Here is a 25488-nt window from a genome sequence, read left to right as displayed (position 1 = left end):
TATGTGCAACATCTTCGCTTCGCAGGATCCGGCCACCTATGCCTGCGAGACGCGCGCCATCCGGCTGCACGGCCACGGCACCAGCCTGCGGCTGGAGGCCGGCTTCTGGCGGATCCTCGAACGGATCGCCGCGGCCGAGGGCGTCCCGCTGGCCCGTTTCCTCGCCACCCTGCATGACGAGGTCCTGGCCCGGCGCGGCGAGATCGGCAATTTCGCCTCCCTGCTGCGGGTGACCTGCCTGCACTGGCTGGAGAACCAGGACCGGCACGCCGCCGAGCTCGCCGCGCGGGTGCGCGTGGCGGCCTGATTCCGCCCCTGCTGTAGCCGGCTACTACCCCGGCCCGCGCCGCCCCCGGCTAGCCTTCCCGCAGGTGCGGCCCGTTGCGGCCGGCCTGGACGAGGGAGACGGCGGCGGCACGTCCCGGATGGGCCGCGTGCTGCCGCAGCGGGAGCGCAGCCATGGCCAAGCCGATCCATTCCATGATCCGCGTGCTCGAGGAGGCGCGCTCGGTCGATTTCTACCGCCGCGCCCTCGGCCTCGAGGTCATCGACCGGCTGGCTTTCGACGGCTTCACCCTGCTCTATCTGCGCGCCCCGGACGGGCCCTTCGAGCTGGAGCTGACGGTCAACCACGACCGCACGCAGCCCTATGCGCTCGGCGACGGCTACGGCCATCTCGCCGTCGCGGTCGAGGATCTCGAGGCCGAGCATGCGCGCCTGGCCCGGGCCGGCATCGAGCCCGGGCCGATCCGCGAGATGGCGCATGGCGGCCAGCCGCTGGCGCGCTTCTTCTTCATCACCGACCCGGACGGCTACCGGACGGAGGTGCTGCAGCGCTTCGGCCGCTACGGCTGAGGCGGGCGCGAGCAAGGGGCGGACGGCGCGACGCCGACCACAGGGAGGTCCAAGGAACAATGCGACAGATCGACAAGCGGGCCGCGGTGCGGCGCCGCGTCTTCCTGCGTGGCGCGGCGACCGGCCCGGCCGCCCTCGCCGCGGCGGGCTTCGCCCTCGGCGCCGAGGCGGCCTGGGCCGGCGACCTGCGCGTGCTGACGCCGGCCACCATGGCGACCCTCGCCCGCGCCGCGCGCGACATCTTCCCGCACGACCGGCTGGCCGACCGCTACTACATCGCCGCCGTGCTGCCCTATGACGACAAGGCGGCGAGCGACAAGGTGCTGCGCGCCCTGATCGAGGAGGGCGCGGCGCGGCTCGATGCCGAGGCGCAGGCGCGCCATGGCCGCGCCTATGTCCAGCTCGTCGGCGAGGCCGATCGCGTCGCCATCCTGCAGGCGCTGGAGGCGACGCCCTTCTTCGCCCGGCTCCGCGGCGACCTCGTGGTCTCGCTCTACAACCAGAAGGAGGTCTGGCCGGTCTTCGGCTACGAGGGCGCGAGCTACGACAAGGGCGGCTACATCGAGCGCGGCTTCAACGACATCGACTGGCTGCCGGAGGCCTGAGCCATGGCGCAGTTCGACCTCAACGATGACGGCGTGGTCGTCATCATCGGCTCGGGCGCCGGCGGCGGCACGCTGGGCAACGAGCTGGCGCAGCGCGGCGCCCGGGTGGTGATCCTCGAGGCCGGCGGCCGGCACGAGATCGAGGATTTCATCAACGACGAATGGGCGAGCTTCACCCAGCTCGCCTGGGCCGATACCCGCACCACCGGCGGCTCCTGGCGGGTGGCGCGGGACTTCCCGAACCTGCCGGCCTGGATCGTCAAGGCGGTGGGCGGCACCACCACGCACTGGGCCGGCGCCTCGCTCCGCTTCACGGCGCACGAGTTCCAGGCGCGCACGCAGTACGGCGCGATCGCCGGCGCCAACCTGCTCGACTGGCCGATCACCCTCGCCGAGCTGGAGCCCTATTACGCCCAGGCCGAGGACAGGATGGGCGTGACCGGCACCAACGGCATCCCGCGCCTGCCGGGCAACAACAACTACAAGGTGCTGGCGGCCGGGGCGCGGAAGCTCGGCTACAAGGAATTCCACACCGGCAATATGGCCATCAACTCGGAGCCGCGGGCCGAGCGGACGAGCTGCCACCAGCTCGGCTTCTGCTTCCAGGGCTGCAAGATGGGGGCGAAGTGGAGCACGCTCTACACCGAGATCCCGGCCGGCGAGGCGACGGGCCGGCTCGAGGTGCGGCCGAACAGCATGGCGATCCGCATCGAGCATGACGCGCAGGGCCGGGCGAGCGGCGTCGTCTATGCCGATGCCGAGGGGCGGCAGCAGCGGCAGCGGGCGCGCCTCGTCGCCGTCGCGGGCAACTCCATCGAGAGCCCGCGCCTGCTGCTCAACAGCGCCTCGGCCCGCTTCCCCGACGGGCTGGCGAATTCCTCCGGCCAGGTCGGGCGCAACTACATGCGCCACACCACCGGCAGCGTCTATGCGGTGTTCGAGAAGCCGGTCCACATGTATCGGGGCACCACCATGGCGGGCATCGTCCGCGACGAGGCGGCGCACGACCCGAAGCGCGGCTTCGCCGGCGGCTACGAGCTGGAGACGCTCTCCCTCGGCCTGCCCTTCCTCGCCGCCTTCCTCGACCCCGGCGCCTGGGGCCGCGGCTTCACCTCGGCCCTCGATTCCTACGACCACATGGCCGGGCTCTGGATCGTCGGCGAGGACATGCCGCAGGCGGAGAACCGCGTCACCCTCGACCCGCGGGTGAAGGACCGGCACGGCATGCCCGTCGCCTCGGTGCATTTCGACGACCATGCCAACGACACCGCCATGCGCCGGCACGCCTATGGCCAGGGCCGCGCGCTCTACGAGGCGGTGGGGGCGACGCGGAGCTTCGAGACCACGCCCTATCCGAGCACCCACAACCTCGGCACCAACCGCATGAGCGCCAGCCCGCGCGACGGCGTGGTCGACAAATGGGGCAAGGCGCACGACCTGCCCAATCTCTATGTGTCGGATGGCAGCCAGTTCACCAGCGGCGCCGCCTGCAACCCGACCCTGACCATCGTGGCGCTGGCGATCCGCCAGGCCGAGCACATCGCCGGGCGGATGGCGCGCGGCGAGGTCTGAGCCGCCTCCGCCCCGGCGGGACCACCGGGGCGGAGGCCGTGGTCAGGGATGGGGCCAGGAGGGGAGGGGGCGCCTCCCCTCCGGGGGGGGAGCCGCGGGGCGCGGCGGCGCCGGCGGCATTCCGGGTCCGTGATTGCATCACGTTTGCATCAGTCGGGGCGCCGATGGGCCTGGCCCGCCCCTTGGCACGGCGGCCCAGATGCGAATGGGACTTGCGAGTGGTTCGCATTATCCATAGAGTCCCGTCCTACCGGATCGGTGGTTCCGGATGACTGCCCGCCCGACGCATCGGCCTGCCGGCCTCCTTGCCGGCCTCGCCCCGCGCGGTTCGGCAGCCATCGCGGGATGGCCGGCCCGGACGCCAGCATCAACGCCAGCCCCTGTCGGCTGGCGCTGAAGGGGGGACCAGAGGACCGTGATCGTCTGCCTCTGCAACGCACTGAGCGATGCGCAACTCGCCGATGCCATCGCCAAGGGCGCCCGCCGACCGAAGGATGTCTATTGCGCCTGCGGTGGGGCGGCCCAGTGCGGCACCTGCACCAAGACGATCCTCACCATGATCCGGGAGACACCGACCGCATCGACGAACCCAGCCGGCCTACCCTGATCTAAACCCACAGGCGCATTTCCGACCGTCGGTATCAGGTAATCTGATACCGGGCAGGGAAAATTCGCCTGCTCGCGAAATCGTGGGATGCTGGGCGGCGAAAAGCCCGGCAGGGACAGGCATGTCTGTACGCCATCCCTGCTTAGAGGCGAGTCGATGAAGTCCGACCCCAAGGTCATCGAATTCCTGAACACCCAGCTCACCAACGAGCTGACGGCGATCAACCAGTACTTCCTGCACGCCCGCATCCTGCGCCATTGGGGCGTGACGAAGTTCGGCAAGCACGAATACGACGAGTCGATCGAGGAGATGCGCCACGCCGATTGGCTGATCGAGCGCATCCTCTTCCTCGGTGGCCTGCCCAACCTGCAGCGGCTGAACCAGCTCATGATCGGCGAGACGGTCGAGGAGATCCTCAAGGCCGACCTGGCGCTCGAGGAGAAGGCGATGACCGATCTCCGCGAGGGCATCGCCTATATGGAAGGCGTGCGGGACTACGTCTCCCGCGACCTGTTCCGCCGCATCCTCGACAACGAGGAGGAGCATGTCGACTTCATCGAGCGCCAGTTCGACCTGATCAAGCTGATCGGCATCGAGCGCTACATCCAGCTCAACAGCGCCTCGGCGCCGGAGCAGCACGAGGGCGGCGGCGACTGAAACCGAGCGCGCGAAGGGTTCACCTTCGCGCCCCTCAAACGCCGGGCGCTGCCTCCGGCAGCTTGGCTTCGCGCCACTCGGCGCGGCGCCCATCCTGGCGCTCGGCCCTGCGGGCCGTAGGTCAGGTCCTCGTGCGCCTGGCATGATCGATGCGGCCGCCGGGCGCGCGCCCCTCCCGGCGGCCGCCATCAGCCTCCCGGCTCGCCGGCGGCCCGCGCCAGCCCGGCCTCGGCCGCGGCGAAGCGCGCCGGATCGGCCAGCACCCGCGGCACCTTATGCTGGCCGCCGAGCCGCCCCTCCGCCCGCATCCAGGCGGCGAAGGCGCCGCCCGGCAACAGCCGCACCGCCGGCGGCGCCATCTGCCCGCCGCGGCGATGCGCCGCGTAATCGGCATTGCCGGCGAGCAGCGCCGCATCCAGCGCCGCGGCGAGGCGGGGGGCGAGGGCCGGCGCGGCCGGCCCCGGCGTCTCGACCAGCCAGCGGTGGTGGCCCTGCGCCGCCCCTAGGACCGGCCCCACCAGGTATTCCCCGACCACCAGGCCGAGCTCCCCGGCCGCCGTCAGCAAGGCCCGCTCGATCTCCTCGCCGCTGACATGCTCGCCGAAGGCGGAGAGGTCGTAGGCGATGCGGCCGGTGACCAGCAGCCGCGGCGGCGACCGCTCGAGGAAGCGCACCGTGTCGCCGAGCACGTAGCTCCACAGCCCGGCGCAGGAGGTGACGATCACGGCATAGTCGATCCCGGTCTCGATCGTCGCCGTCCAGTGCCGCGTCGGGCTCGCCGCCTCCAGCTCCCCGACCGGGACGAACTCCCAGAAGACGCCGCGGTCGAGGGTCAGGCGCAGCCCCTCGCCATCGCCGCGGTCGGCGATGGCGCAGAAGCCCTCGCTCGCCGGATAGACCTCGCGCGTCGCGCAGCCCGGCGGCAGGTAGGGCGCGATCCGGGCCCGGTAGGGCGCCCAGGCGACGCCGCCATGCACCAGCAGCTCGAGCCCCGGCAGGGGCGGGGCGCCATGCCGCGCCGCCAGCGCCTCGAACAGCAGCAGCAGCCAGGAGGGGGTGCCGGAGAGCATCCGCACCGCCGCGGCCGGCGTGCCCGCGGCCAGCGCCGCCAGCTTGGCGTCCCAGTCCTCGAGCAGCGCCAGGGCGCGCGGCGGGAAGCTCCAGCGGGCGATCCAGGCCGGGATCTCGGCGGCGGCGATGCCGGAGAGGTCGCCCTGCCGCACGCCGGGCGCGACGCGCGCCAGGGCCGTCGAGCCGCCGAGCAGGAAGGACAGGCCGCCGAGGATCCGGCTTCCCGGGTGCTGCCGCAGATGCCAAGCCAGCACGTCGAGCGCCGCGCCGCGATTGGCCCGCAGCATCGGCCGCGTCACCGGGATGTATTTCGTCGTGCCGCTGCTGGTGCCCGAGGAGAGGGCGAGATAGGGCACCCGCCCGGGCCAGGTGATGTTGGCGAGCACGGGATGGGTGGGCTGCCACCAGTCGTGCCAGAATTGCTCGTAGCGGCGCAGCGGCACCCGGGCCTGGTAGTCCGCGACCCCGGCGATGCGGTCGAAGCCGTGCCGGCGGCCGAAGCGGGTGCCGGCGGCGCGGCGCAGCAGCCGCTGCAGCAGCGCCGCCTGGGTCGCCGCGGGATCGAGCCGCGCCAGCTGCCGCAGGCGCTGCCCGGCCCAGAGGCGCAGCAGCGGCGTCGCGTCGAAAGGCGCCGCGCCCGCGCTCATGGCCGCAGCACCGTCACATGCGGGAACTCGGCCGCGACCGTCGCCGGCTGCAGCGGCAGGCGGATGCCCTGGCCGGCCCGCCAGAGCGGTAGCTGATCCGCGAAGGCGGCGCTGCCGAGCCAGCCATCCTGGCCGCCGAACAGGGTGAACCAATTGGCGTCCGGGTCGGCGAGGTCGGAGACCTGCCGCGCCATGGCGCCGAAGCTCACCTCATGCGGCCCGGTGACGAGGCCGTGGCCGGTCTTCATCACCGTTTCGCGCGAGCCGCCGACCGGCCAGGTGCCGAGGACGAAGGCGCGGCCGAGCAGCGGCAGGTTCACCAGCCAATGCGCCGCCCGCATCCGGTGCACGCTGCCCCAGTCGCGGTGGCGCGCGGCGAGCGGCGCCGCGCCGGCCACCGCCGCGCGCAGCACCGCTTCGCGCCGCGCCGGGGGCAGGGCGTCGAGGTCGCGCAGCAGGAAGGTGGTGAGGAAATTCCAACTCGTCTCCGGCCCGCGCCCGCCCGCCTCGGGCTGCAGCGCCGGCACCAGCCGGCCGAGCAGCAACTCGAAGACCAGCGCCGCCCGGCTCCCGGCCGCGTAGTCCCCGTCCCAGCCGCGCAGCGGCGCCAGCAGTGCCGGCTCCGGCGCGCCGCCCGGCAGCGCATCGAGCCGCGCCAGCAGCCCGGCCGCCAGCACCGCCGCCTTGGGCGCCACGGTATCGGCCTGGATCGCCGCGAGATCCGCCGGCGTCAGCTTCGGCCTGGCCAGAGCCAGGGCGCGCAGCCGCGCCACCCGGTCGCCATCGGAGAAGAAGAGGCCGATCGGCGGCGGGTCCTTGGCCCAGAGCGCCGGGTTCTCGTTGGCCGAGGCCAGCACCCCCTCCGGCGGGTCGGCGAGGCGGGGGAGGGTGGTGGCGTCCCGCAGCCGCTCCCAGGGGGAGGTGGCCGCCGGGTCGCGCGCGTCGAGCACCGGGTCCGCGGCCGGGAAGCCGCGGCGCGCGGGCAGCAGCGCCGCCGTCACCCGGCCGATATGCCCCTGCCGGTCGGCATAGAGCATGTTCTGCGGCGAGACCGCGAAGCCGGCGAAGCTCGCCGCGAATTCGGCGCCGCTGCGGGCGCGGGCGGCGCGCAGCAGGGCGGTGATCTCGTCGCCCGGCTCATGCCCCGCCCAGCGCAGCGCGATCGTCTCGCCGGGGCGGGAGGGCACCACCGTGGCATCCGTCACCACCGGCCCCTGCGGCGAGAGCCGCGCCTGTCGCCGCGCCGGGAACCAGAGGCGCTGGCGGATCGTGACCTCGCGCTCGGCGAAGGCCTCCGGCGGCAGGCGGCCGACATCGAAGAGGTCGGAGGAGGCGGCGCGCAGGTTGGTGCCGCCCCAGGCGAGGTCCGGGTTGCGGCCGAGGCCGAGGATCGGCAGGCCGGGGATCATCATCCCGACCGCGTGGAAGGAGGGCGAGCGCATCCCGGCGAGCAGCCAGAGATTGGGCAGGGAGAGGCCGAGATGCGGATCGGCCGCCAGCATCGCCGCGCCCGAGGCGCTGCGGGCGGGCGCGATCGCCAGGGTGTTGCTGCCGCTGCGCGAGAGCCCCTGCAGCAGCGCGCCGAGCGCCGCCTCCGCCTCGCCCGCCGGGCGCGCGGTGCCGGCGCCGGCCTCGCGCAGCCGCTGCCAGTGGCGGGCGAAGCCGGGCTGGCCGCGCTCGGCGAGCAGGGAGAAATAGGACAGCCAGTTGATGTCGGTGCCGGCGAGGCGGCCGATCGCCAGGATGTCGGCCGGGGTGAAGGGCTCCCGCCGCAGGCCGAGCAGCCCGTATTCCGGCGGCCGCGGCCCGTGCAGCACGGCGTGGTTCAGCCCGGCGACGAAGTGGCTGACGAAGTCGCGCGTCTCGGGCGGCCAGCGGCGCTCGATCTCGGGCGCGGCGCGGCCGAAATCGAGGATGCGCAGCGCATGGTCGATCTCGGTGGCGAGCGGCCCGGCGATCTCGGCCAGCCGGCCGCGGCTGACCATGCGCAGCAGGGCGATCTGGGCGCCCCGCAGATGGCCGTGCACCAGGCCGAGGGCGACGGCGAGGTCGGCATCGCTCGATGCCTCGATCCAGGGGACGAGATGCGGGTTCCAGCGGATGGTGACCGGCCGCTGCAGCGGCAGGCCGGCCTGCGGCAGCGCGGCGATCCGCTCGGCGACGCTGCGCTCGCGCGGCAGCAGCGCGGCGCAGCCGGGCAGGATGGCAAGCATCGCCAGCACCAGGCCCGCGCCGCGGCGCCATCGGTTGCGTCCTGCCAAGCCAGCCCCCCTCATCCTGCGCCGCCCGTGCCGCGGCTCAACGCCGACGCCGGCCCGCGGGTTGAGCCCGGACGCGGCGGGGATACGGCAGGTGAACCGGCCCCGGACGGCCGCGCGGGCGGGCGGCCCCTGAAACGCCTGCCAGAACCGTCGCTGCCCGTTGTCCTGCCGCGGCTTCGCCGCGGCAGGCTGTGACGCATCCAGGTTCAGGCGCGCCTCAGGGGGCCCCGCGGCGGCGCGCAGCGACGTCGTGGGGTAGTTCTAGACCAGGCCGGCCACCGAGCGCAGGGCATCGACCAGCGGCGCGATCTGGATCGGCTTGGTCAGCAGGCGGAGCGGCGCCGGCCCGGCATGCAGGGCGGCGGGGCCGTCGGGCGGCGGGAAGCCGGTCATGACCACCACCGGCAGGTCCGGCCGTTCCGAACGCAGCCGGGCGATCAGCTCGCGGCCATCCATGCGCGGCATGCGCAGGTCGGTCAGCAGCAGGTCGAAGGCGGCCCCGGCGGCGGCGAGTTCGAGCGCCGCCTGGCCATCGGGCGCGGCGAGCACGGTGAAACCGGCTTCCGACAGGCCCTCGGCCAGCACCTCGGCGGCGAGCGTCTCGTCCTCCGCCATGAGAACCCGCAGCGGCGCCGTCATGCCGCCGCGCTCGCCGTCGCCGCCTCGCCCTCGATGAGCGGCAGGATCAGGCGGAACACCGCGCCGGCCTCCGGCCGGCCCTCGGCCCAGTTCGCCCAGGAGAGCCGGCCGCCCATGCCGCGGACGATGCCGACGGTCAGCGGCAGGCCGAGCCCGGTGCCCTGGCCCGGGTCCTTGGTGGTGACGAAGGGCTCGAGGATCTCCCGGGCGACCGTGCCAGGCACGCCGCCGCCGGTGTCGCGCACGGCGATGGTGACGCTGCCGGGGGCGGCGCCGGAGGCGACCGAGACGGCGATGCGGGCCGGCGCCTCCGGCTCGCGGCGGCGGCGCTGCAGCACCGCGTCGCGGGCATTCTCGAGCAGGTGCAGCACCGCGCGCTCGAGCTGGGCCGGGCGGCCGCGCACCGGCGCGCCGGCATGCGGCTCCAGCGTCATCTCGATGCCATCGAGCGCCCAGGCCCGCTTCGCCACCTCCACCGCGGCCTCGACCGCGGCGGCGGCGTTGAAGGCCTCGGCATCGGCGGGGGCGTCGCGGGCGAGGTCGCGCATGCGCTCGAGCAGCGCGCCGAGGCGGCGGGTCTGGTCGAGCACCACCTCCATGGCGCGGCGCGGGCGGGTCATGCCCGGCTCGAGCAGGGCGCGGGCGCGGTCGGCCCAGAGGCCGATGATGTTCACCGGCTGGCTCATCTCATGCGCGACGCCGGCGCACATGGCGCCGATGGTCGCGCGCCGGGCGGTCTCGACCAGGTCGGCCTGCAGCCGGCGCAGCTCGGTGACCTCGCGCAGGCTGCCGAGCAGCCGGGCCTCGCCATCGGCCTCGGCGGGCAGCGGCACCAGCACCGCGTGGTAATGGCGCAGCCCCTCCGGGCCGGTGGTGGTGCTCTCCCAGTCGCGGGCGAGGCCGGTGGCGAGGCAGGCGGCGCATTCCACGTCCAGCTCGGCCGCGGCATCGGGGCTGAGCACCTGCGGCGGCGGCACGCCCTCGATGCGGCCGCGCACGGCGCCGACCATGCGGCAGAAGGCCGGGTTGACGGTCTCGAAGACGAGGCCGCCGGGGGCGTCGCGCAGGACGAACAGCGCATCGCCGAGATGCTCGAAGATGCCGGCGAGGCGGGTCTCGCCGCGGCGGGCGCGCAGCTCGGACTCGCGCCGCGTCTCGATCTCCCGCATCAGGCCCTGGTTCGCCTGCGCCAGCGCGGCGGCCGGGCGCCTCGCCAGGAGCTGCGGCAGGACCGGCCAGAGCAGGCCGGCGGTCAGGACCGCGAGCAGGGCGGTGCAGGCCTTGGCAATGGTGGCGACGCCATGATCCGGGGTCCAGCTCGTCCAGGCGGCCAGGGCCTGCGCGATGCCGGCTGCCAGGACGAGAAGGGCGGCGAGGTTGAGCGACCAGGCGGCGAGGGGCCGTCGCCGCGCCGCGAGGAGGAGCGCGACCGGAAGGGCGAGGCAGGCAAGGCCGATCAGCAGGTCCGACGCGGCGTGCAGCCAGGCGAGGTCGGATCGCCAGCCGAAGCAAGCCCCATAGGGTGCCGTGGCCTCGGTATCGAACAGCGCGGCGAGGCTCGGCATGCGAGGGAGGTTCACCCAGGAGTAGGAAATGCCGGGCCCGCGTGACTAGCGATGCCCCGGGAATGTCTAATGCCGCATGGTTCTCGCACTTGCGAGGCAAAGACGGTTTCCCACACAAAACTGTGAAAGCTGAACATATGAAGAATGATATAAATTCTTCGTGTGATGCGGCGCGCCCAATCGGCACCGCAAGCCTGAACGCGCGCGCAAGCCTGGAAGGACGGGGCTTCAGGCGCGACGGAGACGCAACGAGGCTGGGCGCGGCCTGGCGGCTGGCCGAGGCCGAGGCATGGACCCGGCGTGGGATCGTATCGATGTTGCGGGGTCCGGCCGGGCCAACCGGCGCCGCGACCCCGGCCCACGGCGCCGGCTACTCGGCGGCCTTCTTCCGCGCCTCCCATTCGGCGACGGTCAGCCGCGGCACCTCGAAGCGGTCGCTGGTGCGGGCATACCAGCCCCGGCCGTGCATGCGGCCCACCAGGCCGAGCTTCGGCGTATCGACATAGCATTTCACCGGATCGAGCACGCAATCGTCCTGGATGTGCACCGCCACCACGCGGCCGAGGACGATGGTGTGGCGCCCGGCCGGGACGAGCTGGAAGGTGACGCATTCGAGCGCGACCGGGCTTTCGGCGATGCGCGGCGGCTTCACCTTGGCCGAGGCCGCGCGGGTGAGCCCGGCCTCGGCCAGCTCGTCCGTGCCGGGCGGGAAGTCGATGGCCGTCACGTTCATGCCGTGGATGGCGCTCTCCGGCACCAGGTTCACCACGAACTCCCCGGTCGCCCGGATATTGGCCGCCGTGTCCTTCAGCGACCCCTCCGGCCGCGGCCCGGCGCCGAAGCCGATCACCACCGGGTCGTCCGAGAAGGCGTTGAAGAAGGAGAAGGGCGCGGCGTTGACCACCCCGGCGGCGTCCTGGCTCACCACCCAGGCGATCGGCCGCGGCACCACCGAGGACACGACCAGCTTGTAGCGGTCCTGCGCGGCGATCTTGTCGAAGTCGAACAGCATGCGGGCGGTCTCCTGCGGCGTCGTCCGGGCGGAGGGTGGTGCGGCGGGCCGCTGCTGTCGAGGGCGGATCGGGCCGCGGCGTGGCGATCCCTCCGGGCGCCCGTCGATGCCGTGCGGCCCGTTGCCGCGCTGCGGCCTCCCGGGGGAGATCGCGGCGCAGATCGCCGCCATCCAGGGCGCGACCGGCGGGTCGGTGGGCGCGGCCCGCGGGGGTAGGCGCCAGATGCGGCCCGGCCTAGGCTTTTCCCCAAGCAGGAGGGGAACGGCCATGGCCATACCGGAGAAGCAGGTGCCGGCGGTGCATCACCGCCGGATCGGCGACATCGTCGTCAGCACGGTCAGCGACGGCTATCTCGACGGCTCCATGGCGGTGATCCAGAACATCCCCGAGGCGGCGGCGGCGCAGATGCTGCGCGACGCCTTCCGCCCGGTGCCGCGCCGCACCGCGGTGAACTGCTTCCTGATCCGGAGCGGCGGGCGGACGGCGCTGGTCGACACCGGCTGCGGCACCCACATGGCCGCGACCGGCGGCAAGCTGTTCGAGAACCTCGCCGCGCTCGGCGTCGCGCCGGCGGCGATCGACACGGTGCTGCTGACGCATATGCACCCGGATCATTCGAACGGGCTGGCGGATGCGGCCGGCGAGGCCCTCTTCCCGCAGGCCGAGCTGGTGCTGCATCGGGACGAGCTCGCCTTCTGGCACGACGACGCGGCGATGGCGCGGGCGGACGAGACCAGCCGGCAGCGCAATTTCCAGGCCGGCCGCACCCAGGTCGCGCCCTATCGCAGCCGCACCCGCACCCATGCCGGCGGCGAGGTCTTCCCCGGCGTCACCGCCATGCCCTTCCCGGGGCACACGCCGGGGCATAGCGGCTACATGATCGCCTCCGGCGGGGAGAGCCTGCTGATCTGGGGCGACATCATCCACGTGCCCGAGATCCAGATCCCGCGCCCCGAGGTGACCATGGCCTTCGATATCGATCCGGCGCAGGCGGCGGCGACGCGCCGGCGCGTCTTCGACATGGTGGCGCGCGACGGCCAGGCGGTCGCCGGGATGCACATGCATTTCCCGGGCTTCCTGCACCTCGTCCGGCACGGCGAGGGCTATGCCATGGTCAATGACGGCTGGTACCCCGCGATGTAGGCGGACCGGCGCGGGCGCGCTTCCCGGCCGCCCCCTCTCGCCGTGGCGCGCCGGTCGTGGCAGGCTCGCGCCGCCATAGCGAAGGAGGAGACGGGTCATGCTCGCACCCGGCCGGGCGAAACCGAAGCCCACGCCCGAGACCAAGCATTTCTGGGATGGCTGCAAGCAGGGCAAGCTGCTGCTGCAGCGCTGCGGCGACACCGGGAAGGTGTATTTCCCGCCGCGCCCCTTCAGCCCCTATACCGGCACGCGCAACGTCAGCGTCTTCGAGGCCTCGGGCCGGGCGCGGCTGTACTCCTACGTCATCCACCACCGGCCGGTGCCGGGCTTCACGCCGCCCTATGCCATCGCGGTGGTCGAACTCGAGGAAGGGCCGCGCCTGATGACCAACATCGTCGATTGCGAGCAGACGCCCGAGGCGCTGCAGCTCGACATGCCGCTCGAGGTCGCCTTCACCCCGATGGACGAGGAGATCACCCTGCCGCTCTTCCGCCCCGCGAAGGAGGCCCGCTGATGCTCGGGCGCGGCGAGATCGCCATCGTCGGCGCGGCGGAATCGACGCAGATCGGCGTCGTCCCCGGCATGTCGCAGATCATGCTGCACGCCGATGCGGCGCTGAATGCCATGGCCGAGACCGGGCTGAAGCCCACGGACATCGACGGCGTCGCCTGCGTCGGGCCGATGATGCCGCAGCAGATCGCGCATTACCTTGGCATCACCCCGAAATGGGTGGACGGCACCGGCGTCGGCGGCTGCTCCTTCATGCTGCATGTGCGGCACGCGGCGGCGGCCATCCATGCCGGCTATTGCAAGACGGTGCTGATCACGCATGGCGAGAGCGGCAAGTCGCGCATCAACGCGACGCCGCGCCCGCCCGAGCCGGAGAGCCTGAACGGGCAGTTCGAGATGCCCTACGGCCCCTTCGGACCGCCGACCCTCTTCCCGATCCCGGTGCTGCGCTACATGAAGGAGCGCGGCGTCACGCATGAGGATCTGGCAACGGTCGCCGTGGTGCAGCGGGAATGGGCGGGGAAGAATCCGCGCGCCATGTTCCGCGACCCGATCACGGTCGAGGACGTGCTGAACAGCCGGATGATCGCCTATCCCTTCCGCATCCTGGAATGCTGCCTGGTGACGGATGGCGGCGGCGCGCTGATCCTGACCAGCGCCGACCGGGCGAAGGACTTCCCGACCAAGCCGGTCTACATCCTCGGCACCGGCGAATCGGTCGAGACCAACATGGTTTCGCAGATGAAGGACTTCACCTCCTCCTCCGCCTTCCGGGTGGCGGGGCCGACGGCGATCGAGGCGGCGGGGATCGACCGCTCGGCGGTGGACCACATGATGATCTACGACGCCTTCGCGCATCTGCCGCTCTATGGGCTCGAGGATCTCGGCTTCTGCAAGCCGGGCGAGGCGGCGGGCTTCATCCGCGAGGGCAACACCCGCCCCGGCGGCAAGCTGCCGCTGAACACCAATGGCGGCGGGCTGTCCTACACCCATACCGGCATGTACGGCATGTTCGCCCTGCAGGAGAGCGTGCGGCAGATGCGCGGCACCGCGCCGGCGCAGGTGCCGGGGGCGAAGATCTCGGTCTGCCATGGCGTCGGCGGCATGTTCAGCGCCTCGGGCACCATCGTCTTCTCGAACGAGCGGCCGTAGCGGCGCGCGCCCGGAGCATGCCGCAGGCGTGCTCCGGGCCGTCCCGGCGAAGGTGGCCCGGTCCCCTGGCGCGGAGGAGGGGGCGGCGCGCGCGCATCCCGTGCCGCGAAACGCCGCAGTGGCCCTCGGCGGCGCTGCGCCAGGACGAGCCTGCCTGTCGAAGAAGGGGCCTGCCTGTCGAAGAAGGGAAAGTCCCGCGGCCGATCGGACAAGAAATGGTGGGCGCGACAGGGATTGAACCTGTGACCCCTACCGTGTCAAGGTAGTGCTCTCCCGCTGAGCTACGCGCCCATCGGCCGGGTGCGGGTCTTTAGCCCGAGCCGCACGGGCCGGCAAGCCTCCTCGAGACGAATGATTCGGGTTGCTGACAGCCGCGCGCGGCTGTGGCTTCATGGCTCTTGCCCATGGACCTGCCTCAGGAATTCCCGCCCGCCGCATCCCTGGCCGCGGAGCCGCCGCCCTATCTGCTGACGCGCCCGGCCTGCCGGACGGCGCCGCTCGTCTTCGCCTCGCCGCATTCCGGCCGGTCCTACCCGCCGGATTTCGTCGCCGCCGCCCGGCTCGACCCGGTGGCGCTGCGCCGCTCGGAGGACGGCTTCGTCGACGAGCTCTTCGCCGCGGCGCCCGAGCTCGGCGCGCCGCTGCTCGCCGCGACCTTCCCGCGCGTCTTCTGCGACGTGAACCGCGAGCCCTGGGAACTCGACCCCGGCATGTTCGACGGGCCGTTGCCGGCCTGGGTGAACACCGCCAGCCCGCGGGTCGGCGCCGGGCTCGGCACCATCGCCCGGGTGGTGGCGAGCGGCGAGACCGTCTATCGCCGCAAGCTGCGCTTCGAGGAGGCGGAGGACCGCATCCGCCGCTTCTGGCAGCCCTATCACGCGGCGCTCGCGGCGCTGATCGCCGAGACGCGCGACGCCTTCGGCTACTGCCTGCTGGTCGATTGCCACTCCATGCCCACCCATCCGGCGCAGATCGGCAGCCCGCCGGATTTCGTCCTCGGCGATGCGCATGGCACCTCCTGCGCCCCGCGCGCGACGCGCCTGGCGGAAGAGGTGCTCGCCGGGCTCGGCTACCGGGTCCGGCGCAACGATCCCTATGCCGGCGGCTACGTCACCCGCCATTACGGCCGGCCGCGGGAGGGCGTGCACGCGCTGCAGGTCGAGGTGTCGCGGCCGCTCTACATGGACGAGGCGCGAATCGAGCGCCTGCCGCGCATGGCCGGGCTGCAGGCCGATCTCACCCGGGTCATCGAGGCGCTGACCGCGGCGGACTGGTCCGGGCTGCGCTGAGGCGGCCGCCCGCTAGGCCGGGGGCAAAGGCGCCGGGGCAAAAAAAAGGCGGTGCCAGAGGCACCGCCGAGTTTAGGGAGGAAACGTCCAAGAAAGGCAGACAACCCGGCCAGACCGTGTTGCTGCGACGCACAAGTTAGGCATTGCGCTGGTGCCTGGCAAGGGAATTCTGCACTGCGAAATCTCCTTCCGGCAGCGTTTTGCTCGTCTCGCGCGCTCGTGACGCCATGCCCTGGCGCGTCGGGGCTTAACCACAAGAGATGCTGTTCCCGTCTGGAGAAACCGTATGCGTCGTACCGTCCTCGCTGGCTTGGCCCTGCTGGTAACCGGGGCGGCGGCCAGGGCGGAACGGCCGGCCCAGCCGGCGCCGAGCCCGCCGCAGCTCTGCCGCCAGGCCATCCAGGCCGCCGAGCGTGAGCATCAGCTCCCGGGCGGGCTGCTGCACGCCATCGGCACGGTCGAGGCCGGCCGCCCGGACCCGGCCGGCAAGGACCTGGCCGCTTGGCCCTGGACCATCAATGCCGAGGGGCAGGGGCGGTACTTCGACAGCAAGGAGGAGGCGGTCGCCGCGGTGGAGGCGCTGCGGGCGCGCGGCGTGAAGCTGATCGATGTGGGCTGCCTGCAGGTCAACCTCTACCACCACCCGCAGGCCTTCCCCGACCTGCAGACGGCCTTCGACCCGATGGCCAATGCCCGCTATGCCGGCCTCTTCCTCAAGCGCCTCTATGGCCAGACCAAGAGCTGGGAGCAGGCAGCGGCGAATTACCACTCGGCGACGCCGGAACTCGGCGAGGCCTATCGCCAGCTCGTCATGGCCGCCTGGCCGGCCATGGCGGCGAAGCTGGCCGAGGAGCGGCGGCGCGAGGCGCTGGTCGCCGCCTGGTCGAACGGCAAGGTGATCGATGCGAAGCCGATCGGCAACAACGGCTTCCAGGTGGTGGCCATGGCCAACCGCCAGGGTGCCGCCACGGCGCGCGGCGCCGGCCAGCCGCTGCTGCTGATGGGCACGCCGGTGCTGCGGCCGGGCACCGGCAAGCCGCCGATGACCCCGACCACCCGCACGGTGAACGGCCGCCGGGTGATGCTGATGGAGGTGGCGGAGCTGCCCGCGGCGGCCAAGTCGCCGCGCTGAGGCCGCGCGCAGGACGGTTTCACCGCCCTGCGCCGGGTGAGACCCCCCGAAGGCCGCCCGGTGGCCTTGCGGGTCAGCGGGCGCTCAGCCGCCGAACTCGGCCCGGATCGCCGCCGAATGCTGGCCGATGGCCGGCACCGGCCCGAGGGCGCGGGCGCCGTCCGAGAGCTTGGCCGGCGGCGCGCCGATCTGCACCGGCCCCTCCGGCGTCTCCACCGTCACCCGGCGCAGCGCCGGATGGGTGCGCAGCCCCTCGCAGTCATTGACGAAGCCATAGGCGGTGTTGGCCCGGCCGAGCTTCGCCGCGCAGTCCTCGCGCGTCAGCGAGGCGAAGACGCGGGCGATATGCGCATCCACCACCGGGCGGTTGGCCACCCGCTCGTTGTTCACGCGGAAGCCCTGGCGCTGCGGCAGCTCCGGCTCGTCGAGGAAATGCGCGCAGAAGCTCGCCCATTCCCGCTCGTTCTGGATGGCGATGAGGACGAGCTGCCCGTCCTTGGTGTCGAAGGCGCCGTAGGGGCAGATGGAGGGATGCGCGAGGCCGATGCGCGGCGGGTTCCGCCCGGTGCCCTCGTATTGCAGCAGCGGCACCGTCATCCAGTCCGCCATGCCGTCGAAGAGGCTGACCGCGATGCCCTTGCCGCGGCCGGTGATGCCGCGCTCGATCAGCGCCTCCAGCACCGCCGCATGGGCGTGCATGCCGCAGGCGATGTCGCAGGCCGAGACGCCGACCCGGCCCGGCCCCTCGGCCCGGCCGGTGATGGAGGCGAGGCCGCTCTCGGCCTGGACCAGCAGGTCATAGGCCTTCATCCCGGCATACTCGCCCTCCTCGCCATAGCCGGAGATGTCGACGGTGATGAGGCGCGGGTGCTTCTCCCGCAGCGCCGCCGAGGCGAAGCCGGCGCGCGCCATGGCGCCCGGGGCAAGGTTCTGGATGAAGACATCGGCCTTGGCCAGCAGCCGCTCCAGCAGCGCCTTGTCGGCTGGTGCCTTGATGTCGAGGCAGAGGCTTTCCTTGCCGCGGTTCAGCCAGACGAAATAGCTGGACTGGCCGCGGGCCACCGCGTCGTAGGCGCGGGCGAAGTCGCCCTCCGCCCGCTCGATCTTGATGACGCGCGCCCCGGCATCGGCGAGGCGGGAGGCGCAATAGGGCGCGGCGACCGCCTGCTCCATCGAGACGACGAGCAGGCCCTGGAGCGGCTGCGAGGCCATCTCAGTAGCTCCGCGGCATGCCGAGCACATGCTCGCCGACATAGCTCAGCACCAGGTTGGTGCTGATCGGCGCCACCTGGTAGAGCCGCGCCTCGCGGTACTTGCGCTCGACATCGTATTCCTCGGCGAAGCCGAAGCCGCCATGCGTCTGGATGCAGGCCTCGCCCGCCGCCCAGGCGGCCTCGGCGGCGAGCATCTTCGACATGTTCGCCTCCTCGCCGCAGGGCTGCCCGGCCTCGAACTTGGCCAGGCCCTGCCGCAGCAGCGCCTCGGCGGCGCGCATCTGGGCATAGGCGCGCGCGATCGGGAACTGGACGCCCTGGTTCTGGCCGATCGGCCGGCCGAACAGCACCCGCTCCTTGCTGTAATCGACCGACTTCTTGATGAACCACTTGGCGTCGCCGATGGATTCCGAGGAGATCAGCAGCCGCTCGGCATTCATGCCGTCGAGGATGTAGCGGAAGCCGCGGCCTTCCTGGCCGACCAGGTTCTCGGCCGGGACCTCCATGTTGTCGAAGAAGACCTCGGTGGTGTTGTGGTTCATCATCGTCCGGATCGGGCGGATGGTGAGCCCGTGGCCAAGCGCCGCCTTCATGTCCACGATGAAGGTCGAGAGCCCCTCGGTCTTCTTCGCCACCTCGTTCCGCGGCGTGGTGCGGGCGAGCAGCAGCATCAGGTCGGAATGCTCGGCCCGGCTGGTCCAGATCTTCTGGCCGTTGACGATGTACTTGTCGCCCTCGCGCTTCGCCACCGTGCGCAGCGCCGTGGTGTCGGTGCCGCTGGTCGGCTCGGTCACGCCGAAGGCCTGCAGCCGCAGCTCGCCGGAGGCGATCTTCGGCAGGTAGCGCTTCTTCTGCTCCGGGCTGCCATGCTTCAGGATCGTGCCCATGATGTACATCTGGGCGTGGCAGGCGCCGGCATTGCCGCCGGAGCGGTGGATCTCCTCGAGGATCGCCGCCGCCGCCGAGAGCGGCAGGCCGGCGCCGCCATATTCCTCGGGGATCAGCGCGCCGAGATAGCCGGCCTCGGTCAGCGCCTGGACGAAGGCGGTCGGATAGGCCCGGTCGCGGTCCACCTGGCGCCAGTATTCGCCGGGGAAGCGGGCGCAGAGCTTCGCCACCTCCTCCCGGATCTCGGCATGCGGGTCTGCGGCGAGAATGGGCTGGTCCATGACGCTACTCCTCCGGAGGACGGGATTAGGACGCGGCGGGACCGGCTGGCAAGGCGGCCGGCCGGTCGGGCGTCCATCGCTCGGGCGCAGCATCGCGCCCATCGGGCCTTCAGGGAATTCGAAAGCGGCGATAGAAGCCATCGAATTCGGTTAAGCCTCTCCGATGGACCTCAAGCAGCTCCGCACCTTCCGCGAGGTGGCCGAGGCCGGCTCGCTCAGCCGCGCCGCCGACCGGCTGCGCCTCGCCCAGCCCGCCCTGTCGCGGCAGATCCGGATGCTGGAGGCGGAGATCGGCACCCCGCTCTTCGCCCGCCATGGCCGCGGCATGCAGCTCACCGAGGCGGGGCAGGCCTTCCTCGACCGCATCCTCGGCCCGGTCCGGCAGCTCGAACGGGCGGGGGAGGAGGTGCGGGCGCTGGGCGGCGCGGTGACCGGGCAGGTGGCGCTCGGCATGATGCCGACGCTGGCCGGGGTGCTGGCCGGGCCGCTCGCCCGCAGCGTCGCGGCCGAGCATCCCAACCTCTCGCTCCGCATCGTCGAGGGCTATACCGGGCATCTGGTGGAATGGGTGCAGCGCGGGGTGACGGATGCGACCCTGCTCTACGGCCCGGCCCAGGCGCTGCACCTGCGCGTCTCCGAGCTGCTGCTGGAGGAGATGGTGCTGGTCGGCGATGCCGGCAGCGGCATCGGCCCGGCGTCGGTGCCCTTCGCCGCGCTGGCCGGGCGCCGGCTGGTGCTGCCGAGCCGGGCGCATGGGCTGCGCCGCATCGTCGAGACGGCGGCCGGCCGCGCCCGCATCACGCTGGAGGTGGGGTTCGAGGCGGACAGCTTCGGCGTGCTGAAGGATCTGGTGGAGGCGGGGCTCGGCCATTCGGTGCTGCCGCGCTCGGCGATCCGGGCCGAGGAGGCGGTGGGGCGGCTCCGCAGCGCGCCGCTGGTGCGGCCGGTGCCGCGGCGCCAGGTGGTGCTCGCCCTGCCGCCGGACCGGCCGGCCTCCCGCGCCACCATGACGGTGCTGGCGCTGCTGCAGCGGGCGGTGGCGGCCCGGGCGGCGGCGGGGGATTGGCGCTGGCTCGGCGCCGCGGGGCGGGCACCGGCCGAGGGTTGAGCCGGCGGCCGGTGCGCGGAGCATGGCCCGGCGCGTTGTTCGGTCCCATGATTCACGCCTTCGGTCGAGCCCAGCTCGGGCGATCGCGCGCTATTCCGCGGCCAGCGGCCGCGGCAGCACCGCCTCCAGCGAGGTGCGCACCAGGATCGCGGCCGCGCCAGGGGCGGTCAGCGCCGCCTCCAGCGCCGGGAGATCCGCCTCGCTCTCCACCACCGTCACCGGCACCCGGAAGGCGGCGCACCATTGCGCGAAATCCGGGTTGACCAGGGTGGTGCCGGAGACCCGGCCGGGATGCGCCCGCTCCTGATGGATGCGGATGCTGGCATAGGTGCCGTTGTCGGAGAGGACGAGCTTCAGCGCCGCGCCGCGGGCGATGGCGACGGCATATTCGCCGCCCGTCATCAGCACCCCGCCATCCCCGACCAGCGCGATGACGGTCCGCCCCGGGCAGCGCAGCGCCGCGGCGACGCCGGCCGGCACGCCGAAGCCCATGGCGCCCGAGATCGGCGCCAACAGGCGCTGCGGCGGCACCCAGGCCACCTTGCGGTAGAAGGGGGCGCCGAAGGTGCCGGCATCGAGCGTCACGATCGCATCCGGCGGCGCCAGGCGCTCGATCCGCTTGGCCACCTGGGCGAAGGCGAGGCCATCCGGCCAGGACCGCGGCGCGACCTGCATGTCGGCGACCTGCAACGCCCGCAGCCGGGCATTCCAGGCGGCCCGGCCCGGCGGCGCCCCCGGCGCCTCGTTGGCCAGCGCCGCGATGGTGGCGCGGGCATCGGCGGCGAGCGCCAGCTCGGCCGGGAAGAGCCAGCCGAGGAAGCGCGGATCGGCGCAGACATGCACCAGGCGCTGGCCGGTCTCGCCCGTCCGGGGCACGGGCCAGCTCCAGCCCTGGGTGGTGATGTCGGTCAGCCGGGTGCCGAGGGCGAGGACGAGATCCGCCTCGGCGAAGGCGGCGCGCTGCGCCTCGGGGTTCCGCAGGCCGAGATCGCCAGCATAGAGCGGGTGGTCGTTGGGGAAGAGGTCCTGGCGGCGGAAGGAAAGGGCGACGGGCAGCTCCCAGGCCTCGGCGAAGCGGCGCAGCGCCGCCCGGCCGTCATCCGCCGGGTTGCCCGGCGTGTCGAGCCCATGGCCGGCGAGCAGGATCGGCCGCTCCGCCGCGCGCAGCAGCGCGGCGAGGCGGGCGGCATCGGCGGGCGAGGGCGGCAGCGGGGAGGGCAGGGTCGCCGGCGGCAGCGGCGCGGCGCAGGCCATGGCCAGCACATCCTCGGGGAGCGAGAGCACCACCGGCCCCGGCACGCTGCCCATCGCCATGGCATGGGCGCGGGCGATCAGCTCCGGCACCTGGTCGGGCTCCGTTGCCTCGCCGACCCATTTGGCGATGCCGCGGAACATGCTGGCGTAGTCGATCTCCTGGAAGGCGTTGCGGCGGAGGTCGCGCTTCTCGACCTGGCCGATCAGCAGGATCAGCGGCACCGCATCCTGCTCGGCGGTGTGGACGGCGATGCTGGCATTGCAGGCGCCCGGGCCGCGCGAGACCAGCACCACGCCGGGCCGGCCGGTGAGCTTGGCATCGGCGACCGCCATGAAGCCCGCCCCGCCCTCGCAGCGGCAGGTGACGAGGTCGATCCGGTCATGCGCGTGCAGCGCATCGAGGAGCGCGATGTAGCTCTCGCCCGGCACGCAGAAGGCGCGGTCGATGCCCTGGCGGGCGAGGAATTCCACGAGGCATTCGGCGGCGGTCGGCATGCGGCGTTCCGGTCGTTTCCCTGCGGCCGGGCTGCACCGGGGAGCGGTGCGTCGGCCTGCTCTTCGATGCCCCGGACTACCGCGCCCTCGCCAGCTTGCCTACCCGCACCCACCCGGCGCCGCCGGGGGCGCCCCTTGCCACCTGCCGCCTCCCGTTGCCCTGCCGCGGCTTCGCCGCGGCAGGCTGTGACGCGCCTTGGGCCCGAGGCGAATCACGGGGCCCCCGCGATGGCGCGCAGCGACATCGTGGGGAAAAATCGTGAGGATCAATGATCGCGGTTGCGCCGGATGAGGCGGCCCGGCGCCTCGCCGGTCAGGCCCTGGCCGGCGCGGAAGACCGGCACGCCGTTGGTCCAGACCTCCTCGATGCCGTCGCTCTCCTGCTTCGGCGCCTCGAAGGTGGCGCGGTCGAGCACCTTGTGCGGATCGAACAGCACCAGGTCGGCATAGGCGCCCGGGCGCAGCACGCCACGATCCACCATGCCGAAGAGCTGGGCGGTGCGGCCGGTCATCTTGTGCACCGCCTCCTCCAGGCTCAGCAGGCCGAGCTGGCGGGAATAGAGGCCGAGCACGCGCGGGAAGGTGCCCCAGAGCCGCGGATGCGGATGCGCGTCGTGCGGGATGCCGTCCGAGCCGATGACCGAGAGCGGATGCCGCATGATCCGCCGCACATCCTCCTCGTCCATCTGGAAGGTGATGGCGCCGGCCGGCAGCAGCCGCTCGGCGGCGCTGCGGATGTCGGTGTTCCAGCCGCGCGCCACCTCGGCCAGGTCTTTGCCCGCCATCTCCGGGAAGGGCACCGACCAGGTGACGATGACCCGCACATCCTCGCGCAGCCGGTCCGGCATCAGCACGGTGGAGCCGGCCGGATAGGGGTACATGTCGAAGGCCACCTCCTGCATGGAGGCGGCGGCCTCGATCAGCGCCAGGGTCTGAACGCTGCGGCCGTAATTCTCCGGCATCGAGCATTTGTGGTGGCTGATCCAGACCGGCACGCCGACGCGCTTGCCGATCTTCAGCGTCTCCTCGATGGAGGCGCAGACGCGGTCCGCCTCGTCCCGCATATGGGTGAAGTACATCCCCCCCGCGGCGCGCAGCGGCTCGGCGACCGCGATCACCTCCTCGGTCGGCGCATGCATGTTCGGCTTGTACCAGAGGCCGGTGGAGAAGCCCGAGGCGCCCTCGGCCAGCGCCTCGGCGACGAGGCGGCGCATCTCGGCGATCTCGCGGTCCGTCGCCGGGCGGTAGAGGTCGTCGCCCATGACGCGGTAGCGCAGGGTCTGGTGGCCGATGATGGCGTAGGTGTTCACCGCCGCCGGCGTCTTCCGCACCGCCTCGGCATAGTCGCCGAAGCTGGCGAAGGAGACGCCGCTGTCGCCGACGAGGTCGAGCGGCGGCGGCGGCCGCTTGCCCTTGCGGCTCTCCAGCGGCGCCAGGCTGACGCCGCAATTGCCGACGACGACGGTGGTGACGCCCTGCGAGGATTTGCAGCGCAGGCATTCGCAGCCGGAGAGCACGGCGCGGTCGTCATGGGTATGGGCGTCGATGAAGCCCGGGGCGAGGGCCTTGCCGGTGGCGATCACCTCGCGGTCGGCGCTGGCGCCGCCGAGATCGCCGACGCCTACGATGCGGTCGCCGGTGACGCCGAGATCGCCGACCCGGCGCGGGCCGCCGGTGCCGTCGAGGAGGGTGGCGTCGCGGATGATGAGGTCGCAGCGCAGGGCCATGGTCGGCTCCGGTCAGGGAGAGTGCAGTGGCGAGGCCCGCACCTTGCCCCTGCCACCCCGTGCCGTCCAGGGCGCGGCGCTACTCCGCCTGGCGCAGCTTGCCCTCCTCGATGATGCGGCGGGCGCGCTCGATATCAGACCTCGACGCCGTAGAGCTCGCGCGCCGCCTGCTTCGAGATCAGCCCATCCGCCACGTCGCGCTTCACCAGCGCCGGGTCGCGCGATGCCGGATCGCCCATGCCGCCGCCGCCCGGCAACTTCAGCAGCAGCCGCCGCCCCTTCGGGATCACCTGGAAGCCCTTGGTGCGCAGCGGCGTGCCGTTGTCGTCGTTCAGCCCGACCCAGCCCGCGGCCCCCTCGCCGCCGCCCTCGCGCCCCTTCGGCGGGTTGGCGACGCGGTCGAAGATGGCGTTCACGGCGAACTCGGCATCGCCCTTGGCGCCGATCTCCATCACCTGGCCGAAGCCGCCGCGGGTGCGGCCGGCGCCGGCGGAATCCGGCCGCAGCTCCTTCCGCCAGAAGATCACCGGCGCGACATTCTCCGTCGCCTCCACCGGCATGGTGCGCACGCCGGAGGGGAAGGCGATGCCGTCCAGCCCATCCTTGCCCGGGCGGGCGCCGGTGCCGCCGGAGTTGAAGGTGATGATCTCGAAATCCTCGACCTCCGCCGCCTGGCCGGAGACCTGGGCGCCGCCGCGCAGCGGCGGGTTCCACAGCGCCGAGGACCCCTCGGCATTCACCCGCCCCGGCACCGCCTGGTGCAGGCAGCCCATCATCAGGTCGGGCAGGAGCTGGCCGACGACATGCCGCACCGAGACCGGATAGGGCCGCGGCGCGTTCAGGATGCAGCCCTCCGGGATCTGCATCTGGAAGGGGCTGAGGCTCGCCCAATTGTTCGGGATCTCGGGCGCGACCACGCATTTGATGCCGAAGCAGGCATAGGCGCGGCAATAGGCGGGGGGGACGTTGATGCCGCGGGTCGAGAGGCCGGAGGTGCCGGCATAATCGACCACGATCCGCGCCTCCTCGACCGTCATCGCCGCCTGCAGCGTCACCGGCGCCTCATAGCCGTCGGAGCGGATCTCGGCGCGGTAGGTGCCCTGCGGCAGCTTGCGGATCTCCTCGAGCGTCGCGGCCAGCGAGCTGTCGAAGATGAACTCCGCCAGCGGGTCGAGGCTGTCCATGTCGAACTCGTCGAGCATCTCGACCAGCCGCCGCGCCCCGGCATCGTTGCAGGCGCAGAGGCTGTAGACGTCGCCCTCCAGCTCGACCGGGGTGCGGCTGCCGGCGCGGAGGAAGTCGAAGAAGGTCTCGTTCGGCGCGCCGCGGTCGAAGCATTTGACGATCGGGATGTAGAGCCCTTCCTCGAAGACGCTCCGCCCCTCCGGCCCCATGCCGAGGCCGCCGATATCGATGATATGCGCGGTGTTGGCGAAGAGGCCGACGATCCTGCCCTTGCGGAAGGCGGGGGTGACGACGGTGAGGTCGTGCAGGTGCCCGGTGCCGAGCCAGGGATCGTTGGTGATGTAGTGGTCGCCCGGCTGCATCGTCTCCGCCGGGAATTTCGCCAGGAAGTGGCCCACGCTCTCCATCATGGAGTTGACATGGCCCGGCGTGCCGGTGACGGCCTGGGCCAGCATCCGGCCCTGCAGGTCGAAGATGCCGGCCGAGAGGTCGCCCGCCTCGCGCACCGTGGTGCTGAAGGCGGTGCGGATCATGGTCTGCGCCTGTTCCTCGACCACCGCGATCAGGCGGTTCCACTGGATCTGGCGCTGGATCTTGGCGAGTGCCTCGCTCATGCGA

Annotated in this window: 22 protein-coding genes and 1 tRNA gene; 12 read left to right on the top strand and 11 right to left on the bottom strand. The window is 72.6% G+C overall.

Annotated features, from left to right (window positions below; all coding sequences use genetic code 11):
• The first annotated feature begins 1 nt into the window (after position 1).
• From DOO78_RS21220 to bfr, 6 genes are all read left to right on the top strand, one after another.
• Positions 2 to 307, top strand: a complete 306-nt coding sequence (locus tag DOO78_RS21220; RefSeq protein ID WP_111471881.1) for a ribbon-helix-helix domain-containing protein — start codon at positions 2 to 4, stop codon at positions 305 to 307.
• A 152-nt stretch (positions 308 to 459) separates the two neighbouring features.
• Complete coding sequence (locus DOO78_RS21215; RefSeq protein ID WP_111471880.1) at positions 460 to 855, top strand: VOC family protein; 396 nt, start codon at positions 460 to 462, stop codon at positions 853 to 855.
• Between the two features lie 59 nt (positions 856 to 914).
• Positions 915 to 1460 carry a gluconate 2-dehydrogenase subunit 3 family protein gene (locus DOO78_RS21210; RefSeq protein ID WP_111471879.1) on the top strand — a complete coding sequence of 182 codons (546 nt, stop codon included), beginning with the start codon at positions 915 to 917 and terminating at the stop codon, positions 1458 to 1460.
• Between the two features lie 3 nt (positions 1461 to 1463).
• The gene (locus tag DOO78_RS21205) at positions 1464 to 3032 is read left to right on the top strand and encodes a GMC family oxidoreductase (RefSeq protein ID WP_111471878.1); all 1569 of its coding nucleotides are present in this window, start codon (positions 1464 to 1466) and stop codon (positions 3030 to 3032) included.
• 415 nt (positions 3033 to 3447) lie between these two features.
• The gene (locus DOO78_RS21200; protein WP_111471877.1) at positions 3448 to 3639 is read left to right on the top strand and encodes a (2Fe-2S)-binding protein; all 192 of its coding nucleotides are present in this window, start codon (positions 3448 to 3450) and stop codon (positions 3637 to 3639) included.
• A 156-nt stretch (positions 3640 to 3795) separates the two neighbouring features.
• Complete coding sequence (gene bfr, locus DOO78_RS21195; protein WP_111471876.1) at positions 3796 to 4296, top strand: bacterioferritin; 501 nt, start codon at positions 3796 to 3798, stop codon at positions 4294 to 4296.
• A 188-nt stretch (positions 4297 to 4484) separates the two neighbouring features.
• Here bfr and DOO78_RS21190 read toward each other — a convergent pair whose 3' ends face one another.
• From DOO78_RS21190 to DOO78_RS21170, 5 genes are all read right to left on the bottom strand, one after another.
• Positions 4485 to 6014 (bottom strand): GH3 family domain-containing protein, encoded by a 1530-nt coding sequence (locus tag DOO78_RS21190; protein WP_111471875.1) that lies wholly within the window; start codon positions 6012 to 6014, stop codon positions 4485 to 4487.
• Positions 6011 to 8275, bottom strand: a complete 2265-nt coding sequence (locus DOO78_RS21185; RefSeq protein WP_207802998.1) for a penicillin acylase family protein — start codon at positions 8273 to 8275, stop codon at positions 6011 to 6013. Before DOO78_RS21185 ends, DOO78_RS21190 begins: the two co-directional genes overlap by 4 nt.
• Before the next feature lie 261 nt (positions 8276 to 8536).
• Positions 8537 to 8890 carry a response regulator gene (locus DOO78_RS21180; RefSeq protein WP_243634700.1) on the bottom strand — a complete coding sequence of 118 codons (354 nt, stop codon included), beginning with the start codon at positions 8888 to 8890 and terminating at the stop codon, positions 8537 to 8539.
• Positions 8891 to 8910: 20 nt separating this feature from the next.
• On the bottom strand, positions 8911 to 10479 hold the full coding sequence (locus DOO78_RS21175; RefSeq protein ID WP_111471873.1) for a PAS domain-containing sensor histidine kinase: 1569 nt from the start codon (positions 10477 to 10479) through the stop codon (positions 8911 to 8913).
• Between the two features lie 370 nt (positions 10480 to 10849).
• On the bottom strand, positions 10850 to 11491 hold the full coding sequence (locus DOO78_RS21170) for a flavin reductase family protein (RefSeq protein WP_111471872.1): 642 nt from the start codon (positions 11489 to 11491) through the stop codon (positions 10850 to 10852).
• Between the two features lie 268 nt (positions 11492 to 11759).
• Here DOO78_RS21170 and DOO78_RS21165 point away from each other — a divergent pair, with 268 nt between their 5' ends.
• The 3 genes from DOO78_RS21165 (at position 11760) to DOO78_RS21155 (ending at position 14297) form a co-directional block, all read left to right on the top strand.
• On the top strand, positions 11760 to 12635 hold the full coding sequence (locus tag DOO78_RS21165) for an MBL fold metallo-hydrolase (RefSeq protein WP_111471871.1): 876 nt from the start codon (positions 11760 to 11762) through the stop codon (positions 12633 to 12635).
• Between the two features lie 97 nt (positions 12636 to 12732).
• The gene (locus tag DOO78_RS21160; protein WP_111471870.1) at positions 12733 to 13149 is read left to right on the top strand and encodes a Zn-ribbon domain-containing OB-fold protein; all 417 of its coding nucleotides are present in this window, start codon (positions 12733 to 12735) and stop codon (positions 13147 to 13149) included.
• Positions 13149 to 14297: a thiolase C-terminal domain-containing protein gene (locus DOO78_RS21155; RefSeq protein ID WP_111471869.1), complete on the top strand. Its 1149-nt coding sequence runs from the start codon at positions 13149 to 13151 to the stop codon at positions 14295 to 14297. Before DOO78_RS21160 ends, DOO78_RS21155 begins: the two co-directional genes overlap by 1 nt.
• Before the next feature lie 216 nt (positions 14298 to 14513).
• On the opposite strand, the gene DOO78_RS21150 is transcribed toward DOO78_RS21155, so the two are convergent.
• Positions 14514 to 14588 (bottom strand) — tRNA-Val (locus DOO78_RS21150).
• A gap of 113 nt (positions 14589 to 14701) precedes the next feature.
• Between DOO78_RS21150 and DOO78_RS21145 the strand changes: the two genes are divergently transcribed.
• A complete protein-coding gene (locus tag DOO78_RS21145; protein ID WP_111471868.1) occupies positions 14702 to 15586 on the top strand; it encodes an N-formylglutamate amidohydrolase in 885 nt (294 codons plus the stop codon).
• 286 nt (positions 15587 to 15872) lie between these two features.
• Positions 15873 to 16718, top strand: coding sequence for a lysozyme family protein (locus tag DOO78_RS21140; protein ID WP_128080111.1), 846 nt, complete (start codon positions 15873 to 15875; stop codon positions 16716 to 16718).
• Positions 16719 to 16802: 84 nt separating this feature from the next.
• Here the strand turns inward: DOO78_RS21140 and DOO78_RS21135 are convergent, their stop codons facing one another.
• Together DOO78_RS21135 and DOO78_RS21130 are read right to left on the bottom strand one after the other, a co-directional pair.
• Complete coding sequence (locus tag DOO78_RS21135; protein WP_111471866.1) at positions 16803 to 17930, bottom strand: CaiB/BaiF CoA transferase family protein; 1128 nt, start codon at positions 17928 to 17930, stop codon at positions 16803 to 16805.
• Between the two features lies 1 nt (position 17931).
• The gene (locus tag DOO78_RS21130; protein WP_111471865.1) at positions 17932 to 19101 is read right to left on the bottom strand and encodes an acyl-CoA dehydrogenase family protein; all 1170 of its coding nucleotides are present in this window, start codon (positions 19099 to 19101) and stop codon (positions 17932 to 17934) included.
• Between the two features lie 163 nt (positions 19102 to 19264).
• Here DOO78_RS21130 and DOO78_RS21125 point away from each other — a divergent pair, with 163 nt between their 5' ends.
• Positions 19265 to 20209, top strand: coding sequence for a LysR family transcriptional regulator (locus tag DOO78_RS21125; RefSeq protein ID WP_111471864.1), 945 nt, complete (start codon positions 19265 to 19267; stop codon positions 20207 to 20209).
• Positions 20210 to 20299: 90 nt separating this feature from the next.
• On the opposite strand, the gene DOO78_RS21120 is transcribed toward DOO78_RS21125, so the two are convergent.
• From DOO78_RS21120 to DOO78_RS21110, 3 genes are all read right to left on the bottom strand, one after another.
• Positions 20300 to 21958, bottom strand: coding sequence for a thiamine pyrophosphate-binding protein (locus DOO78_RS21120; protein WP_111471863.1), 1659 nt, complete (start codon positions 21956 to 21958; stop codon positions 20300 to 20302).
• A 266-nt stretch (positions 21959 to 22224) separates the two neighbouring features.
• Complete coding sequence (locus tag DOO78_RS21115; RefSeq protein WP_111471862.1) at positions 22225 to 23685, bottom strand: N-acyl-D-amino-acid deacylase family protein; 1461 nt, start codon at positions 23683 to 23685, stop codon at positions 22225 to 22227.
• Positions 23686 to 23819: 134 nt separating this feature from the next.
• Complete coding sequence (locus DOO78_RS21110; protein WP_111471861.1) at positions 23820 to 25484, bottom strand: hydantoinase B/oxoprolinase family protein; 1665 nt, start codon at positions 25482 to 25484, stop codon at positions 23820 to 23822.
• Positions 25485 to 25488: the final 4 nt, after the last annotated feature.

The sequence above is a fragment of the Roseicella frigidaeris genome, assembly GCF_003258945.1.
Taxonomy (GTDB): domain Bacteria; phylum Pseudomonadota; class Alphaproteobacteria; order Acetobacterales; family Acetobacteraceae; genus Paracraurococcus; species Paracraurococcus frigidaeris.
This window is presented reverse-complemented; position numbering and strand designations above follow the sequence as displayed.

Coding starts and splice junctions, on each gene's coding strand:
- DOO78_RS21160 (WP_111471870.1), top strand. CDS start 12,733: ATGCTCGCACCCGGCCGGGCGAAACCGAAGCCCACGCCCGAGACCAAG.
- bfr (WP_111471876.1), top strand. CDS start 3,796: ATGAAGTCCGACCCCAAGGTCATCGAATTCCTGAACACCCAGCTCACC.
- DOO78_RS21180 (WP_243634700.1), bottom strand. CDS start 8,890: ATGGCGGAGGACGAGACGCTCGCCGCCGAGGTGCTGGCCGAGGGCCTG.
- DOO78_RS21140 (WP_128080111.1), top strand. CDS start 15,873: ATGCGTCGTACCGTCCTCGCTGGCTTGGCCCTGCTGGTAACCGGGGCG.
- DOO78_RS21220 (WP_111471881.1), top strand. CDS start 2: ATGTGCAACATCTTCGCTTCGCAGGATCCGGCCACCTATGCCTGCGAG.
- DOO78_RS21125 (WP_111471864.1), top strand. CDS start 19,265: ATGGACCTCAAGCAGCTCCGCACCTTCCGCGAGGTGGCCGAGGCCGGC.
- DOO78_RS21175 (WP_111471873.1), bottom strand. CDS start 10,479: ATGCCGAGCCTCGCCGCGCTGTTCGATACCGAGGCCACGGCACCCTAT.
- DOO78_RS21145 (WP_111471868.1), top strand. CDS start 14,702: ATGGACCTGCCTCAGGAATTCCCGCCCGCCGCATCCCTGGCCGCGGAG.
- DOO78_RS21210 (WP_111471879.1), top strand. CDS start 915: ATGCGACAGATCGACAAGCGGGCCGCGGTGCGGCGCCGCGTCTTCCTG.
- DOO78_RS21115 (WP_111471862.1), bottom strand. CDS start 23,685: ATGGCCCTGCGCTGCGACCTCATCATCCGCGACGCCACCCTCCTCGAC.
- DOO78_RS21205 (WP_111471878.1), top strand. CDS start 1,464: ATGGCGCAGTTCGACCTCAACGATGACGGCGTGGTCGTCATCATCGGC.
- DOO78_RS21155 (WP_111471869.1), top strand. CDS start 13,149: ATGCTCGGGCGCGGCGAGATCGCCATCGTCGGCGCGGCGGAATCGACG.
- DOO78_RS21110 (WP_111471861.1), bottom strand. CDS start 25,484: ATGAGCGAGGCACTCGCCAAGATCCAGCGCCAGATCCAGTGGAACCGC.
- DOO78_RS21120 (WP_111471863.1), bottom strand. CDS start 21,958: ATGCCGACCGCCGCCGAATGCCTCGTGGAATTCCTCGCCCGCCAGGGC.
- DOO78_RS21165 (WP_111471871.1), top strand. CDS start 11,760: ATGGCCATACCGGAGAAGCAGGTGCCGGCGGTGCATCACCGCCGGATC.
- DOO78_RS21135 (WP_111471866.1), bottom strand. CDS start 17,930: ATGGCCTCGCAGCCGCTCCAGGGCCTGCTCGTCGTCTCGATGGAGCAG.
- DOO78_RS21215 (WP_111471880.1), top strand. CDS start 460: ATGGCCAAGCCGATCCATTCCATGATCCGCGTGCTCGAGGAGGCGCGC.
- DOO78_RS21190 (WP_111471875.1), bottom strand. CDS start 6,014: ATGAGCGCGGGCGCGGCGCCTTTCGACGCGACGCCGCTGCTGCGCCTC.
- DOO78_RS21170 (WP_111471872.1), bottom strand. CDS start 11,491: ATGCTGTTCGACTTCGACAAGATCGCCGCGCAGGACCGCTACAAGCTG.
- DOO78_RS21130 (WP_111471865.1), bottom strand. CDS start 19,101: ATGGACCAGCCCATTCTCGCCGCAGACCCGCATGCCGAGATCCGGGAG.